The sequence below is a fragment of the Enterobacter sp. 03-F-07-AD-ECC genome, assembly GCF_047530935.1.
GTDB lineage: Bacteria > Pseudomonadota > Gammaproteobacteria > Enterobacterales > Enterobacteriaceae > Enterobacter > Enterobacter cloacae.
Genome location: NZ_JBLKBZ010000006.1, coordinates 60564 through 74403, shown reverse-complemented (window position 1 = coordinate 74403; position 13840 = coordinate 60564). Strand labels below are relative to the sequence as shown.

At 56.5% G+C, this 13840-nt stretch carries 12 protein-coding genes and 1 pseudogene; 1 reads left to right on the top strand and 12 read right to left on the bottom strand.

Annotation, left to right across the window (positions count from 1 at the left end):
• Positions 1-4: 4 nt before the first annotated feature.
• Together ACMWKA_RS11430 and ACMWKA_RS11425 are read right to left on the bottom strand one after the other, a co-directional pair.
• On the bottom strand, positions 5-637 hold the full coding sequence (locus ACMWKA_RS11430; RefSeq protein ID WP_013096506.1) for a DNA-binding protein: 633 nt from the start codon (positions 635-637) through the stop codon (positions 5-7).
• A 121-nt stretch (positions 638-758) separates the two neighbouring features.
• Positions 759-2087, bottom strand: a complete 1329-nt coding sequence (locus ACMWKA_RS11425; protein ID WP_029883354.1) for a 2-hydroxycarboxylate transporter family protein — start codon at positions 2085-2087, stop codon at positions 759-761.
• Between the two features lie 377 nt (positions 2088-2464).
• Between ACMWKA_RS11425 and ACMWKA_RS11420 the strand changes: the two genes are divergently transcribed.
• Positions 2465-4150: an NAD-dependent malic enzyme gene (locus ACMWKA_RS11420; RefSeq protein ID WP_333094130.1), complete on the top strand. Its 1686-nt coding sequence runs from the start codon at positions 2465-2467 to the stop codon at positions 4148-4150.
• A 37-nt stretch (positions 4151-4187) separates the two neighbouring features.
• Here ACMWKA_RS11420 and ACMWKA_RS11415 read toward each other — a convergent pair whose 3' ends face one another.
• The 10 genes and pseudogenes from ACMWKA_RS11415 to ACMWKA_RS11370 all read right to left on the bottom strand — a co-directional run bounded on the left by ACMWKA_RS11415 (position 4188) and on the right by ACMWKA_RS11370 (position 13807).
• Positions 4188-5189, bottom strand: a complete 1002-nt coding sequence (locus tag ACMWKA_RS11415) for a Kdo(2)-lipid IV(A) acyltransferase (protein ID WP_038981834.1) — start codon at positions 5187-5189, stop codon at positions 4188-4190.
• A gap of 177 nt (positions 5190-5366) precedes the next feature.
• On the bottom strand, positions 5367-5597 hold the full coding sequence (gene pptA, locus ACMWKA_RS11410) for a tautomerase PptA (protein ID WP_013096502.1): 231 nt from the start codon (positions 5595-5597) through the stop codon (positions 5367-5369).
• Positions 5598-5634: 37 nt separating this feature from the next.
• Positions 5635-6252 carry a glutathione S-transferase family protein gene (locus ACMWKA_RS11405; protein ID WP_333094131.1) on the bottom strand — a complete coding sequence of 206 codons (618 nt, stop codon included), beginning with the start codon at positions 6250-6252 and terminating at the stop codon, positions 5635-5637.
• Positions 6253-6293: 41 nt separating this feature from the next.
• The gene (locus tag ACMWKA_RS11400) at positions 6294-7181 is read right to left on the bottom strand and encodes an ABC transporter substrate-binding protein (RefSeq protein ID WP_414760232.1); all 888 of its coding nucleotides are present in this window, start codon (positions 7179-7181) and stop codon (positions 6294-6296) included.
• 9 nt (positions 7182-7190) lie between these two features.
• Positions 7191-7964, bottom strand: a complete 774-nt coding sequence (locus ACMWKA_RS11395; protein ID WP_040022655.1) for an amino acid ABC transporter ATP-binding protein — start codon at positions 7962-7964, stop codon at positions 7191-7193.
• Positions 7948-8880: an amino acid ABC transporter permease gene (locus ACMWKA_RS11390; protein ID WP_023621243.1), complete on the bottom strand. Its 933-nt coding sequence runs from the start codon at positions 8878-8880 to the stop codon at positions 7948-7950. The genes ACMWKA_RS11395 and ACMWKA_RS11390 overlap by 17 nt, the downstream gene beginning before the upstream one ends.
• A gap of 9 nt (positions 8881-8889) precedes the next feature.
• Positions 8890-9399 (bottom strand): GNAT family N-acetyltransferase, encoded by a 510-nt coding sequence (locus ACMWKA_RS11385; protein ID WP_013096497.1) that lies wholly within the window; start codon positions 9397-9399, stop codon positions 8890-8892.
• A gap of 9 nt (positions 9400-9408) precedes the next feature.
• A pseudogene (locus tag ACMWKA_RS11380) lies at positions 9409-11671 on the bottom strand (NtaA/DmoA family FMN-dependent monooxygenase).
• Positions 11672-11687: 16 nt separating this feature from the next.
• On the bottom strand, positions 11688-12809 hold the full coding sequence (locus ACMWKA_RS11375) for an amidohydrolase (protein ID WP_095439500.1): 1122 nt from the start codon (positions 12807-12809) through the stop codon (positions 11688-11690).
• Positions 12788-13807, bottom strand: a complete 1020-nt coding sequence (locus ACMWKA_RS11370; RefSeq protein ID WP_248076103.1) for an MsnO8 family LLM class oxidoreductase — start codon at positions 13805-13807, stop codon at positions 12788-12790. The genes ACMWKA_RS11375 and ACMWKA_RS11370 overlap by 22 nt, the downstream gene beginning before the upstream one ends.
• Positions 13808-13840 lie beyond the last annotated feature (33 nt).

The window sequence follows — 13840 nt, the reverse complement described above, 5'->3', positions numbered from 1 at the left end:
AACGCTACGCTTTTTCCTGACGATAGACCGGGATCTGCCGTCGGGTCCTGGTCAGCGTATCAAAGACCTCGGTCCCGGAGGTGGTTATTCTCATCCCCGTTTTGCGCAACCGTTGCACATCGGCCGCGATGCGCTGAATGCCGAACCAGAAAAGCCCGTCGAGTGCGGTTACCGCGAGCCCGTTTTCCAGCGCTAACTTTAATCGCTCACGGGGCGCTTTCACCTGCTGGGCGATTTGCCGGTACGGCACTTCGCTACCCCCTTCGCTATCACTGCGCTGGATACGCGTTTTCAGGTGGTAGTTAAATTCATCGGGGATCCCGTCCAGATTCATTTTCAGGCTATAAACACAGCCGAAGCGCTTGCCGTTAAAAAGCACATTTTTTTGGCTGAGTTGAAGCTCTTTTCTGAGGCCGTCAATTAACTGCGGGGCGCGGGTGAGGAGTAACCGGAAAGGAAGCTCAAAGCTGGTGACGTAATCCACATTCAGCAGCGCAAGTCGCAGGCGTTCTTCTGCACCGGCCTGTTGCTCCCGACACTCTTCCAGTACCTCCGCCCACTGGCGCGTCAGACGCTCCGGTTCGGCGGCTTCGGTAAAGAGAAATTTTTCAATCTGGTAATCAACTCTTCCGGTCATCGTGCGGTTTCCCGTCGCTGTGAATGCGGTAATTCTATCCAGCGCAGTGATATTTATAAAGAACTGAACCGCAACGGCGTGCTGAAAATGTCGTTGCGATTCAGTCTTCTGACGTCCGGGATCAGTGCGCCATTAACCAGCCCATCAAAAGCGTGGCGAAAATCACCGTCGACGCACCGCCAATGCGGGTCGCAATCTGGGCAAACGGCATCAGCGACATGCGGTTAGACGCGGAAAGGATCGCCACATCTCCTGTCCCGCCCAGCCCGCTATGACAGCAGGTGACAATCGCCGCTTCCACCGGGTACATATTCAGGCGCGACGCAATAAAATAGCCGCTCAGCGCCATTGCGATGACGATCGAACCGCACACCACCACGTATCCCACCGAAAAGACCGACACCACGCTCTCGAGCGGCACGTACAGCATGCCGAGACCAATCATCAACGGCCAGACCAGCGCAGCGGAGACAAATTTATAGCAGCTGTGCGCCCCCTGCTCCATGGAGGCCGGGATCACCTTGAAGTATTTGCACAGCACGGCGATGAGGATCATCAGCACCGGGCCGGGAATATGCACCAGCTTCTCAAACAGTCCGCCAACGATGAAAAACGCACACACCATCAGCAGCCCGCCCCCCATCAGGTGGAAATCCGTCTGCTGTACGCTCTGCGCGCTGGCAAACAGGCTTGTGTCATCTTTGCTGCGGGTTAACATGCCATTGCCTGAAAGCGAGGGACGTTTTGCCCCGAGGCGCGCCAGCGTACCCGCACAAATAATGGCAAAAATATTCCCCACTACGGCGGCGGGTGCCAGTTGCGCCACATACACGTCAGGTGTCTGACCCAGTATCGCCGAATAGGCCAGCGACAACGGTAAAATCCCCTCGCCAATCCCTCCGCCGATAATCGGTACGATGATGAAGAAGAAGGTGTGATACGGCGTATAGCCAAACAGCGAACCAACGAGTAAACCGGTCAGCACGGCCATCAGGGTACCCACCACCAGTGGAACGAACATGCGGATCATCCCCTGGATCAACAGCACGCGGTTCATCCCCAAAATGCTCCCCACCACCAGACAGGCGATGACGAAATAGAGCAAATTGGCCTCTTTCATCAGCAGGTGAACCGTATCCAGGGTGTGTTTCTCGAATACGCCAAAATAGACCAGCACCGAGGGCAGCATCAGGCACAATATTGCCGGGCCACCAATATCTTTCAGCAGCGGGATTTGTCGGCCAATTTTGGCAAAGGCGAAACCGAGTGTCATGATCACCGCGAGTCCACCGATCATGTTTTTCGGCAGCAGCCCCGCCCACGCGGAGGTGGCCACAATGGCCGCGATCCCGACAAACAGCATCAACGGGACCGCGCCAACTTCAGCATTGCTCAACCCAAAAGCAAAACGTGAAGCAACTGGAGACGTGGTTACAGAATTATCTTTCATATAATCACCGGATTAGTAGGTTCGGATATCAATAAACAGGAATAAATCGTAATTGGCCTGTGCTTAATAAAGCTTTAATATTTAATCGTATTCAAATTGCCATTTATAAAAATGGTTCATCGAGAAATTAGCATGGCGATTTCGCCGGAAATGTGAACAGCACGAGAATTTGTTTTTAAATAACTTAATTCATCTTTTCGTAACTAAAGTTTTTAATCGCCGCATCGGTGTTTTGAAATTAATTAAACCAGAAAGACTGTGACCGTTATCACTACGCCTATGATCCTTAACCGCTAGATTAGCGCGAAACCAAAGACATAAATAAACCTGCGCCTGCAACTGAACCTTATCCGATTATTGAAATTCAGGAGTCATTCATGTCTCGCAAAGAAGTACTGTATACCCCTTATAGCGGCGCCGTATTACTGGAAAATCCGTTATTAAATAAAGGGCTCGCATTTATTAAAGAAGAACGTGATAACTTTAATCTGCACGGTTTGTTGCCACACAACGTTGAAACCATCGAGGAACAAACCGAACGCGCCTGGGTACAATTCTGTCATTTTAAAAGCGATATTTCCCGCCACGTTTATCTGCGTAATATCCAGGATACTAATGAGACGCTGTTTTACAACCTGCTGCGTTCGCACCTGAAAGAGACGTTACCCATTATCTATACCCCCACGGTAGGAGAAGCGTGCGAACACTTCTCGACTATTTATCGCCGCGCGCGTGGGCTGTTTATTTCCTGGCCCAATCGTCACCGTATTGATGAAATGCTGCAAAGCTTCTCACGCAATGATATTCGCGTCATCGTCGTGACCGACGGAGAGCGTATTCTTGGGCTTGGCGATCAGGGAATTGGTGGGATGGGAATACCCATTGGAAAACTCTCGTTATATACCGCCTGTGGTGGGATCCACCCGGCGTCTACCCTGCCGATTATGCTCGATGTTGGTACCAATAATCAGCAGCATCTGGACGATCCCATGTACATGGGCTGGCGTCACCCACGCATCAGCGACGATCAGTACGCCGAGTTTATGGACATGTTTATCAGTACCGTGAAGCAGCGCTGGCCCAATGTAATGCTGCAGTTTGAGGATTTCGCGCAGAAAAACGCCACCAGACTGCTGCAGCGCTACCGCGACCAGCTGTGCTGTTTCAACGACGATATCCAGGGTACCGCCGCCGTGACCGCGGGCACGCTGATTGCTGCCGCCCATGCTGCCGGGACCCGTGTTCGCGATCAGCGCGTGGTCTTCCTGGGGAGCGGATCCGCCGGTTGCGGCATCGCCGAAAAAATCGTGGCGCTGATGATGGATGACGGGCTAACCGAAGCCGAAGCCCGCAGTCGGGTTTTTATGGTCGATCGCTTTGGCCTGCTGACTGACGATATGACCAACCTCCTCGACTTCCAGAAAAACCTGCTCACGGCGCGCGAGGCGATCCGCGACTGGCAGGTTGAGTCGAACAATATTTCGCTGATGGACGTGGTTAAAAACGCGCATCCGACGGTAATGATTGGGGTCTCAGGCCAGCCGGGCCTCTTCAGCGAAGAGATTGTGAAAGAGATGCATCGCCACTGCCCGCGTCCGGTGATTATGCCGCTTTCTAACCCCACATCCCGCGCGGAGGCGCAACCGCAGGATCTCATTGCCTGGACACAGGGCGCCGCGCTCGTCGCCACCGGCAGCCCGTTTGCGCCGGTGTTCTGGCAGGGCGAGCAGTACGATATTGCCCAGTGTAATAACGCCTATGTATTCCCCGGGCTGGGGCTGGGTATTCTGGCCTGCCATGCACGGCGGGTCACCGAGGAGATGCTGATGGCGGCAAGCCGCAGCCTGGCCGCGCAGTCGCCGCTGGTGACAACCGAAAAAGGTGGATTATTGCCGCCGGTGGATCATATAGAAACGGTGTCACGCCATATCGCGTTTGCCGTCGCCAGAGCGGCCATTGAGCAAGGTGTTGCGCCAGCCATGGAGGATGAGATATTGCTGGCGCGGATTGAAGAGACCTGGTGGCAAGCAGATTATACGCCGTACCGCAGGGCTGCGCTGTAGCCGTCAGCCTGCCCTCACGTTACGGTGAGGGCATACTTTAGTGCTGAATGCCTGACTGTTCAGGCATGTCGCCTGTAGATACAGTACTGTTGGAAGTGACCACGCTTTTTTTGCGCGCATATCTGTCCGGCTGGCCTTCAGGACGGGTTTTGAAGCGTCGGTGCAACCACATATATTGCTCCGGCGCCATCAGCACCGCGCGCTCAATCGCCCTGTTCATTTGCGTGGCTACCGACGCTTTATCACCGCCCTGCAGCGTTTCGCCGATATCTTCAAGAATAATCAGTTCGTAACCGCTGCCGTCTGCCTTTCTGCGTGGAACGAACGGGATCACCGCCGGTCTGGCACTCTTCACAAGCATATAACTTCCGGCGGTTGTCGCGGCATCAGGAACCGCAAAGAACGGTACAAACACGCTGTTGGTTTTGCCGTAGTCGTGATCCGGGGCGTACCAGAGAATGTCATTCTGCTTCAGGGCGCGGATCATGCCCTTCAGGTCGTAGCGATCCAGCATGGTTTTATTTGAGCGCAGACGGCCGCGCGTCTGCAGCCAGTCCAGCAGCGCATTATTGTTAGGGCGATAAACACCGACACCCGGGTTGAGCATGCCAAAGATCCTCGCCCCCAGTTCAAGCGTGAGAAAATGCATACCGATGAGCACCACGCCATTTCCGCGCGCCCGGGCCTCTTCCATATGTTCATATCCGCTGACGCTGAAACATTTACGCACACGCCAGTCAGGCCAGAACCAGGCGATCCCGGTTTCGATGACGCCCATGCCAACCGATTCAAAATTACGCTGCAGTAGCTTTTCGCGCTCATCCTTTTTCATGTCGGGAAAACAGAGCTCAAGGTTGCGGCGAGCGATGTCCACACGACGGGGAAGCAAACGCATGGCCAGACGACCAAGCCCGTGTCCGATTCTTAATAAAAGGGGATACGGGAGCTGCACAATGCACCAGAGCGCAGCAATGCCTGTCCAGCTGAGCCAGTAACGAGGATGAAAAAAGGCGAGTGAGAACTGAGGTAATTTTGTCATGAGAAAATTATCCTGTACTGAATTTAACGCAACTGCTGTGCTTACCAGATGATTTCGTGAAAGTTTTAGAGAGGGAAAGTGTAACGGAAACGTCACAGGATCGTATTATCGATTTTTGCGAAATGTCGGGAGAAACTTAAATGCCGGGTCAACGAGGCCGCTGCCCGGCAAATAAAATTACATCGAATAGCCGGGCTTTTTAATCAACGAATCCAGCTTCGGGCCAATTTCGCTGTCCCAGACCTGCGCTTTCCAGTCTTCAGGATTAACCTGGTTTAACGCCACCGACACTGAACTGTCTTTACTGTTGAAATGACGAATTATCACCTCGGCAATATCAGCCGCCAGCGCGTTTTTTTGTTCGTCGTTTAAATCCCGGGGAAAACATTTGATATCTACATGTGGCATGTGCAGGCTTCCTGTTATGAATCAGGTTTACACGTTATCAGATAATGCCGTTTGCCTTTAACACCTTGTGCAGTTCAGGAAGCTGACACACGGCGTCTGCAATGGCCGTTATCTTTGGCGTATTCTCGGCAAACCACGCATGCCGTGGCCCCCAGGTACGTGCGACCGCAATATAGACGTCGAGTAGCGTAAGCTGTTCACCCAGCGCAAACGGGGCCGCTTTGAGCTGGCTATCGAACCACAAATAGAGGGATTTGCGGTATTCGATACAATTTTTCTTCAACTGTTCCGGTGCGTCAGGCACCCAGCGTTCGGGATAATCGGCATAGGTAAAGGTCGGATAGACGTTCGCGACAAACCAGATAAGCAAGCGCTGAAATTGCTGACGTTCTGCCTGTCCGACGGGCGGCGCCAGTTCGGGACACCTGTCGAGCACCATCAGGGCGATGGCGGCTGTTTCGGTCATGATCGCGCCATTTTCCAGCGCCAGTGTCGGCACCTGACACAATGGATTGAGTCTTTGCAGCAATTCGCGCTGCGGACCGGGCGCATCAAACCCGTCCACATCAATAAACTCGTAAGGGATGTCTGCCAGAGTCAGCATCACTTCGCTGATTGCCGAGCCCCAGCCGGGTGCACCATAAAGTTTGATCATGTTGCCCTCTCAGGAGTGAAAATCCTAAGTGTAGAGCACAATTAATACGTGATCCCAGGCGGGTTAACCTCCGAGTGTGTCACCGCTTCGCCCTGCTCTCCCCAGCGCGCCAGCACCTTCTGATACTCCCCGCGCGTGATCGCGCCGTCCAGCGCGGCCTGCAGGGCGTAGACCAGTTGATTGCCTTTTTTGGTGGTCGTGGCGACATACGCTTTTTTCGGGCCCAGCCCGACAACGCGCGTTTTACCGGTCAGCGCGGCTTTCCACGCGGCGACCGACTGTGGTCCAAAGAACACATCCGCCCGCCCGGACTGAATATAAAGATTGCCCGAGGCATCATCCGTCAGGTACACCGGCAGCGCGGGCTCACGCCCGGCCTTTTTATTCTCCTCGTTCCAGCCTAAGAGGATGCGCTCCTGATTGGTGCCGGATCCGACAATAACCTTTTTACCCGCAAGATCTTCAGGACCGTTAATCGACTGCACCGGACTGGTGGATTTCACCGTAAACGCCAGCGAATCGACGCGATAGGTCGCAAAATCAAACTTCTCTTTGCGCTGTTCGGTCACCGCAATGTTCACCAGCGCCACGTCATAGCGCCCGGAGGTGATCCCCAGCGGCCAGTCTTCCCAGGCGGTGGGAACGAGCTTCAGTTTTAGCCCCAGGCTGCCTGCCAGCAACCGGGCGATATCCGGATCGCTGCCTATTCGCGTACGGTTGTCGCTGGCAAGCAGGGCCAGCGGCGGTGAGTTAAGCGCAGAAATGGCCACCGTGAGGGTTCCCGGCTCGACAAATTTGTAATGAGCGGGGATCTTCGCCACCGCCTGCTGATCCACCGTCACCGGCAGCGGCTGCTCGTTGGCTTTTAAATCAATACTGGCATGGCTGGCGGCGGTAAAGGCCAGCCCTGCCAGAAGTCCATATTTCATGGGTACTCCTTACAGGACTCGGGAAAGGAACTGACGCGTTCGCGCGTGCGATGGCCGGTTCAGCACCTCGTCGCTGCTGCCCTGCTCCACAATTTTACCGTCGACCATAAACACCACCTGATCCGCTACTTCTCTGGCGAAACCGATCTCATGGGTGACCACCACCAGCGTGGTGCCGGAACGGGCAAGTTTCTTGATGACATCCAGCACTTCGCCCACCAGCTCCGGGTCTAGCGCCGAGGTGGGTTCATCAAACAGTATGACGCGCGGACGCAGCGCCAGCGCGCGGGCAATGGCGATGCGCTGCTGCTGCCCGCCGGAGAGATGGCGCGACCAGGCATCCGCTTTATCACGCAGCCCCACCACATCCAGCAGGCTATACGCCTGCTCAACGGCCTCTTTTTTGCTCAGTTTTTTATGGGCGACAGGCGCTTCAATCAGGTTTTCCAGCACCGTGAGATGCGGGAAGAGATTAAAGTTCTGGAACACATAACCCACATTGACGCGCTGTTTGAGGATCTCTTTCTCTTTTAACTCGTAGAGTTTGTCACCCCGACGGCGATAGCCGATGTAATCCCCGTCAATCTGAATAAACCCTTCGTCGACGCGCTCAAGGTGGTTGATGGTACGCAGCAGGGTCGATTTACCGGAGCCGGACGGTCCGAGGATCACCGTGACGGATCCCGGTGGGATCTCAAGCGACACGTTATCGAGCGCTTTATGGCGACCAAAGAATTTACTGACGCCGGTAATGGAAATATGTCCTTCATGAGAGGCTTGCATGGACGGGCTCCTGTGCGGGCGTGGTGGTGACGGAACGGGAACGGGTACGGCTGAGGGTACGGTTCTGATTCACCGCCGAGCGACGCTCGCTGCGGGCCAGTCCCCGCTCAACACCATACTGGATAGCGGACAACACGGTGGTAATCACCAGGTACCAGGCAGCCCCCACCATCAGCAGCGGGATCACCTCCTGCGTGCGGTTGTAAATCATCTGGATGGTGTAGAACAGCTCCGGCATGGCCAGCACGTAAACCATCGCCGTCCCCTTCGCGAGACTGATGATTTCGTTAAACCCGGACGGCAGTATGGTGCGCAGCGCCTGAGGCAGAATGATCCGCACCGTACGACGCCAGGCCGGTAGCCCCAGCGCAGCGGCCGCTTCATACTGACCATGATCCACGCCGAGGAAGCCCCCGCGAATGATCTCCGCGGTATAGGCGCTCTGCACCAGCGTTAGCCCGACTACGGCGGTAGAGAATTGCCCCAGCACATTGATGGTTTCAAAGCTGCCCCAGGTCATGCCGGTGAACGGCACCCCGAGCGAGAGCGTGTCGTAGAGATAGGAAAAGTTATAAAGGATGATCAGCACTACAATCAGGGGCAGCGAGCGAAACAGCCAGATATAGCCCCAGGCCAGGCTGCTCAGCAGCCAGGATGACGAGAGTCTCGCCAGCGCCAGCATACCGCCCAAAATCACGCTCAGCGCGGTGCCGATCAGCGTCAGCAGTAATGTCTGGCCGACGCCTTCAAGGATCACCGGGTCGAAGAACCAGCGGGCAAACACAGACCACTCCCAGCGCGGGTTAAAGGCGACGGACTGGACAACGACCGCCAGGACAAACAGCGCCACCACGGCACCGACGGCCCGTAGCGGATAACGCGCCGGGACCACTTTTATGGTTTCAACGTTGCTCATCATCGTACCTCATGCGGTTTTACTTAACGCTTCACGAACCAGCGTTTTGGTGAAACGCAGCCGGCCATCAAACGGGGGCTGGCTGTACTCTTCCGGATCGCGGTTGAGATCGAACTGCGGCTGGTAACCCTGGCTAAGATAGAGCCGTACCGCTTCCGGCTGGCGAAAACCGGTGGTCAGGTAGATCTGGCTGTAGCCTGCCAGCACCGCCCGGCGCTCCAGCTCCTGCACCACGCGCCCCGCAAGCCCCTGCTGACGCAGGCTTTTGTCCGTCCAGATGCGTTTGATTTCTGCGGTGCGTTCGTCGAAGGGTTTGTACGCCCCGGTGGCAATAATCTTCCCGTCACGCTCCAGGACGATAAACAGCCCCTGCGGCGCCAGATACCACTCGGTGAGCTCGACCTCAGCATCTTTCGAAAAATAGTCACCGTAGCGGGCAGCGTATTCACCGAACAGCCCATTGATGATGGGCTGAAGATCGGCATCTTCCGGCGAAACGTCACGAAATTGTTCGCTCATAACGCCTCCTTAATCACCCAGACCGGCCGGGTTGACTTCCGACTGCGGGATGCGTTCCACCCCTTCTCCCCAGCGGTTCAGCACTTTGTCGTAATCGCCGTTTTTGATCACGCCATTAAGCGCGGTCTGCACCGGTTCCACCAGGCCGCTGCCTTTTTTCAGCGTCACCGCGATATGCGCCGCCTTCGGCCAGCCGCCGTCAACGCTTCCCACCAGTTTGGTTTTACCGGTCAGCGCCGCTTTCCACGCGCCAATCACGTTTGGGCCAAAATACGCATCCGCACGCCCGGACTGGAGCGCCAGCGTTTGTGCCGCATCATCTTTGGTGTAGACCGGGGTAAACGGTTTCAGTCCCTTCTTAAGGTTTTCGGCGTTCCATGCCAGCAGGATGGCCTCCTGGTTAGTGCCTGAGCCCACAATAATCCGCAGCCCGGCAATGTCCTCCGCCTTCTGCAGGGATGTGATTGGACTGGTTGATTTCACATAAAAACCGAGCGAATCCTTACGGTAGGTGGCGAAATCAAACTTCTCCTTACGCGCTTTAGTCACGGTGATGTTGCTGATCGCCGCATCGTATTTCCCGGAGGCCACCCCCAGCGGCCAGTCCTCCCAGGAGGTTGGCACCACGTTCAGCTCCAGCCCCAGGCTGTCCGCCACCAGACGAGCCACGTCAACTTCGCTTCCCAGAAGCGTTTTGTTGTCATCCGAGAAAACCGTCAGCGGCGGTTGATTGAGGCCCGCCACCGCGACGGTAAATTTCCCCGGCACGGCAAAGCGATAATCTTTCGGCAACTGCGCGATGGCATCGTCGTTTTTGGCGGTATTGATCGGCGTTTTGTTGGCCTCAATACTCACGCCGGTGCCGTTAATGTTCACATTCTCTGCCCAGACGGCAGGGGTAAAGGCCAGCGCGAGCGCCAGAATAAGCGATGGTTTCTGCATAGCGGGTTCTCTTTTATTGTTGTGTGAACTGATTTTTGGGTTCGTCCAGGCCCAGGCTGTCGCGCAGCGTGGTCCCGGGGTAGTCAGTGCGAAACAGGCCGCGGGCCTGTAGCACCGGCACCACCTGGTCAACAAAGCGCGGGAAGGTATCTGGCGTCCCGCCCTGGATGATGAAGCCGTCGGCTGCATAGCCGTCGAACCACGCCTGCAGGCCGTCCGCCACCTGCTCCGGCGTACCGGAAAAACGGGGGCGTGGTGAGGCCGCTTCCAGCGCGACCTGACGCAGCGTCAGCTGACGTTCGCGGGCATTGCGCTTTATCTCATCCGTGGTACTGCGGAAGCTGTTTTTTCCCAGATCGCCGAGGTCCGGGAACGGCTCGTCGAGCGGATACTGGCTGAAATCGTGATGTTCGAAATAGCGTCCGAGATAATTGAGCGCATCCTTAACCGACACCAGCGCCGCGGTGGTCTGGTACTGGTTTTCCACATCTTCGGCATCTTTTCCGACAATGACGCTCACGCCCTGGAAGATGTGCAAATCAGAGGCACGACGACCGTTGTTTTCCAGCTGCTGCTTCACATCGCGGTAGAACGCTTGTGCTTCTTCGAGAGTTTCATGGTGGGTGAAGATCGCATCGGCATGCTTCGCAGCCAGCTTTTTACCGTCGTCCGATGCGCCCGCCTGGAACACAATCGGACGTCCCTGCGGCGTGCGACCAATATTGAGCGGCCCGGCGACCTGGAAGAAATCACCCCGGTGATCCAGGGTATGCAGTTTGGCGGGGTCAAAAAACTGACCACTCTCTTTGTTGCGCACAAAGGCATCGCCTTCCCACGAGTCCCACAGCCCTTTCACCACATCGAGATACTCATCCGCAATGCGGTAGCGCAGCGCGTGCTCGGGGTGTTTTTCACGCGAGAAGTTCCTGGCCGACCCTTCCAGCGGCGAGGTCACGACGTTCCAGCCCGCGCGGCCGTTGCTGAGATGATCCAGGCTGGCAAACTGGCGCGCCACGGTAAAAGGTTCGCTGTAGGAGGTGGATAACGTGCCCACCAGCCCCAAACGCGAGGTAATGCTCGCCAGCGCGGAGAGCACCGTTAACGGCTCAAAGCGATTTAAAAAATGCGGGATCGACTTCTCATTAATGTAGAGGCCATCGGCTACGAATAAAAAGTCGAGCTTGCCCTCCTCTGCTTTTAACGCCGTCGCTTTGACGAAATCAAAATTAATACTGGCATCGGCCACCGCCGCAGGATGGCGCCAGGCGGACATATTCCCGGAAGCACCGTGCAAAATGGTCCCCAGCCGCAATTGTCGTGTTGCAGACATATTCACCTCTTCTGAATTAAACGTGTTGCAGGGCTTTTTCCGCAAGCTGTGCAAAATAACGGGCAGCCGGCTCAATTAATGCTTCGTCCGGATTAAAGGCCGGGTGATGTAAACCATACGGGCTATTGCTGCCAATGCTGACAAACGCGCCGGGGATCTGCTGCAGATAGACTGCAAAATCCTCTCCGCCCATATGCAACTCGGCATGCTGCGTTTCATAACCCGCTTCCCGGGCGACCGACGTGGCAAACGCCGCCCAATGCTCGTCATTGACCAGCGCAGTCGGTCCGGCATACCAGGTGATATCAATCCGGGCACTGAAGGCGCTGGCGAATCCGGCAGCGATTTCACCGACACGCGCTTTGACGTTCTGTTGAACTTCCGTGCGATGCGTGCGCAGCGTCCCTTCCAGCTCAACGCTTTCCGGCAGGACGTTCCAGGTATTGCCGCCCGCAATGCGCGTTACGCTCAGCACAACGGAGTCCAGCGTATTCACGTTGCGACTGGCGACGCTCTGCAACGCGGTAACAAGCTGGCTTGCCAGCACAATCGCGTCGTTGCCTTCATGAGGCCGTGCGGCATGAGCACCTTTGCCGGTAATGCGGATCACAAACCGATCGACGTTGGCATAGAACGGCCCGCCGCGGGTGGCAAACTCACCCACCGGCAACCCCGGCTCGTTGTGCATCCCGAAGATGGCGCTGACGTCACGTAACGCCCCGGCCCGCACCATGCTCTTCGCTCCGCCAAAATTCTCTTCGGCAGGCTGGAACAGGATCCGCACGCGACCGTTGAGCAACGCTTCACGTTCTTTTAGTTTTAATGCCGCCCCGAGGATCACGCTGGTGTGGATGTCATGACCGCAGGCGTGCATGACTCCCGAACGCTGCGAGCTAAACGCCACCCCGCTGCGCTCTTCGATCGGCAAGGCATCAATGTCCGCCCGCAGGGCAATCAGTTTGTTGCCGGTGCCGATCTCCGCCACCAGCCCGGTAGGCAAGTCATAAGGCAGCGGCGTAATACCGGCATGGGTCAGCCACTGGTGCAAACGGGCGGTTGTTTCCACCTCCTGGCCCGACAGCTCCGGGTGCTGGTGCAGCTCACGACGCCAGGCAATCAGTTGTTCGCCAAAACGCATACGTTAACCTCCCTGTTAAGTCGCGCCTGCGCCAGCAGACGCAGGGACTGCACGCGCGCGGCGCCGTCCGCAACCGGTGTGTCGATAATGAATTCGTCAATCCCCCACTGGTGATGCAGAGCGTCCAGTTGTGCCAGTACCGACTCAGCGGTCCCGGCCACCAGCGACTGCGCGCGACGCGCTATACGCAGCGGCTCGCTGCCTGCCTGACGCGCAAACGCATAGGCTTGCTCTTCGCTGGCCACCGTAACGCGCTGGCCGTTTGCCAGCTCCACGCCCCAGACTTCAACCTTTTGTGCCAGCGAGTGCGCCTGGGCCTGAGAGTCCGCCACAATGACCTGAACCGCCACAATCACCTCCCGGGCGCTGTGTTCACGCCAGGTGGTGATGACCTCGCGCAGCAGGTCGGGATCACCATTCAGGTGAGCGGCAAAGACAAAATGCCAGTTGAGCTTTGCGGCCAGCAGAGCACTTTCGACACTCGCTCCCAGCAGGAATCCCTGCGCCGGAACCGGCGGCAGCGGCGTGGCGTGCACCGCCTCCTCCGCGGACTGATTTTCAGGACGGATCCAGCTATCGAGCTGCGCCAGCTGTTCGGCAAAGCTGCCCTTTTCCTGCTGATTCAGACCGAGTTGCAACGCGCGGGTAGAGAGCGGCAGACCGCCAGGCGCTTTTCCAACGCCCAGATCCACGCGTCCGGGAGCCAGGGCAGCCAGGAGATTGAAATTTTCTGCAACTTTATACGGGCTGTAGTGTTGCAGCATGACACCGCCCGATCCCACGCGGATACGCGTTGTCTGCCCGAGGATCCAGGCAATCAATAACTCCGGCGAGGGGCTGGCCAACTGTGGGGTGTTGTGGTGTTCGGCAATCCAGAAACGGTGATAACCGAGAGTTTCCGCCTGTTGCGCCAGCGCCAGGGTTCGCGCCAGCGCATCGGCGGCTGTTTCATTTTCAGCGATGGGGCTTTTATCCAGAATGCTGATTCGCCAGGACATGTTGCGTTCTCGTTCGACTTAACATGTCGTTAT

Coding starts and splice junctions, on each gene's coding strand:
- ACMWKA_RS11430 (WP_013096506.1), bottom strand. CDS start 637: ATGACCGGAAGAGTTGATTACCAGATTGAAAAATTTCTCTTTACCGAA.
- ACMWKA_RS11425 (WP_029883354.1), bottom strand. CDS start 2,087: ATGAAAGATAATTCTGTAACCACGTCTCCAGTTGCTTCACGTTTTGCT.
- ACMWKA_RS11420 (WP_333094130.1), top strand. CDS start 2,465: ATGTCTCGCAAAGAAGTACTGTATACCCCTTATAGCGGCGCCGTATTA.
- ACMWKA_RS11415 (WP_038981834.1), bottom strand. CDS start 5,189: ATGACAAAATTACCTCAGTTCTCACTCGCCTTTTTTCATCCTCGTTAC.
- pptA (WP_013096502.1), bottom strand. CDS start 5,597: ATGCCACATGTAGATATCAAATGTTTTCCCCGGGATTTAAACGACGAA.
- ACMWKA_RS11405 (WP_333094131.1), bottom strand. CDS start 6,252: ATGATCAAACTTTATGGTGCACCCGGCTGGGGCTCGGCAATCAGCGAA.
- ACMWKA_RS11400 (WP_414760232.1), bottom strand. CDS start 7,181: ATGAAATATGGACTTCTGGCAGGGCTGGCCTTTACCGCCGCCAGCCAT.
- ACMWKA_RS11395 (WP_040022655.1), bottom strand. CDS start 7,964: ATGCAAGCCTCTCATGAAGGACATATTTCCATTACCGGCGTCAGTAAA.
- ACMWKA_RS11390 (WP_023621243.1), bottom strand. CDS start 8,880: ATGAGCAACGTTGAAACCATAAAAGTGGTCCCGGCGCGTTATCCGCTA.
- ACMWKA_RS11385 (WP_013096497.1), bottom strand. CDS start 9,399: ATGAGCGAACAATTTCGTGACGTTTCGCCGGAAGATGCCGATCTTCAG.
- ACMWKA_RS11375 (WP_095439500.1), bottom strand. CDS start 12,809: ATGCGTTTTGGCGAACAACTGATTGCCTGGCGTCGTGAGCTGCACCAG.
- ACMWKA_RS11370 (WP_248076103.1), bottom strand. CDS start 13,807: ATGTCCTGGCGAATCAGCATTCTGGATAAAAGCCCCATCGCTGAAAAT.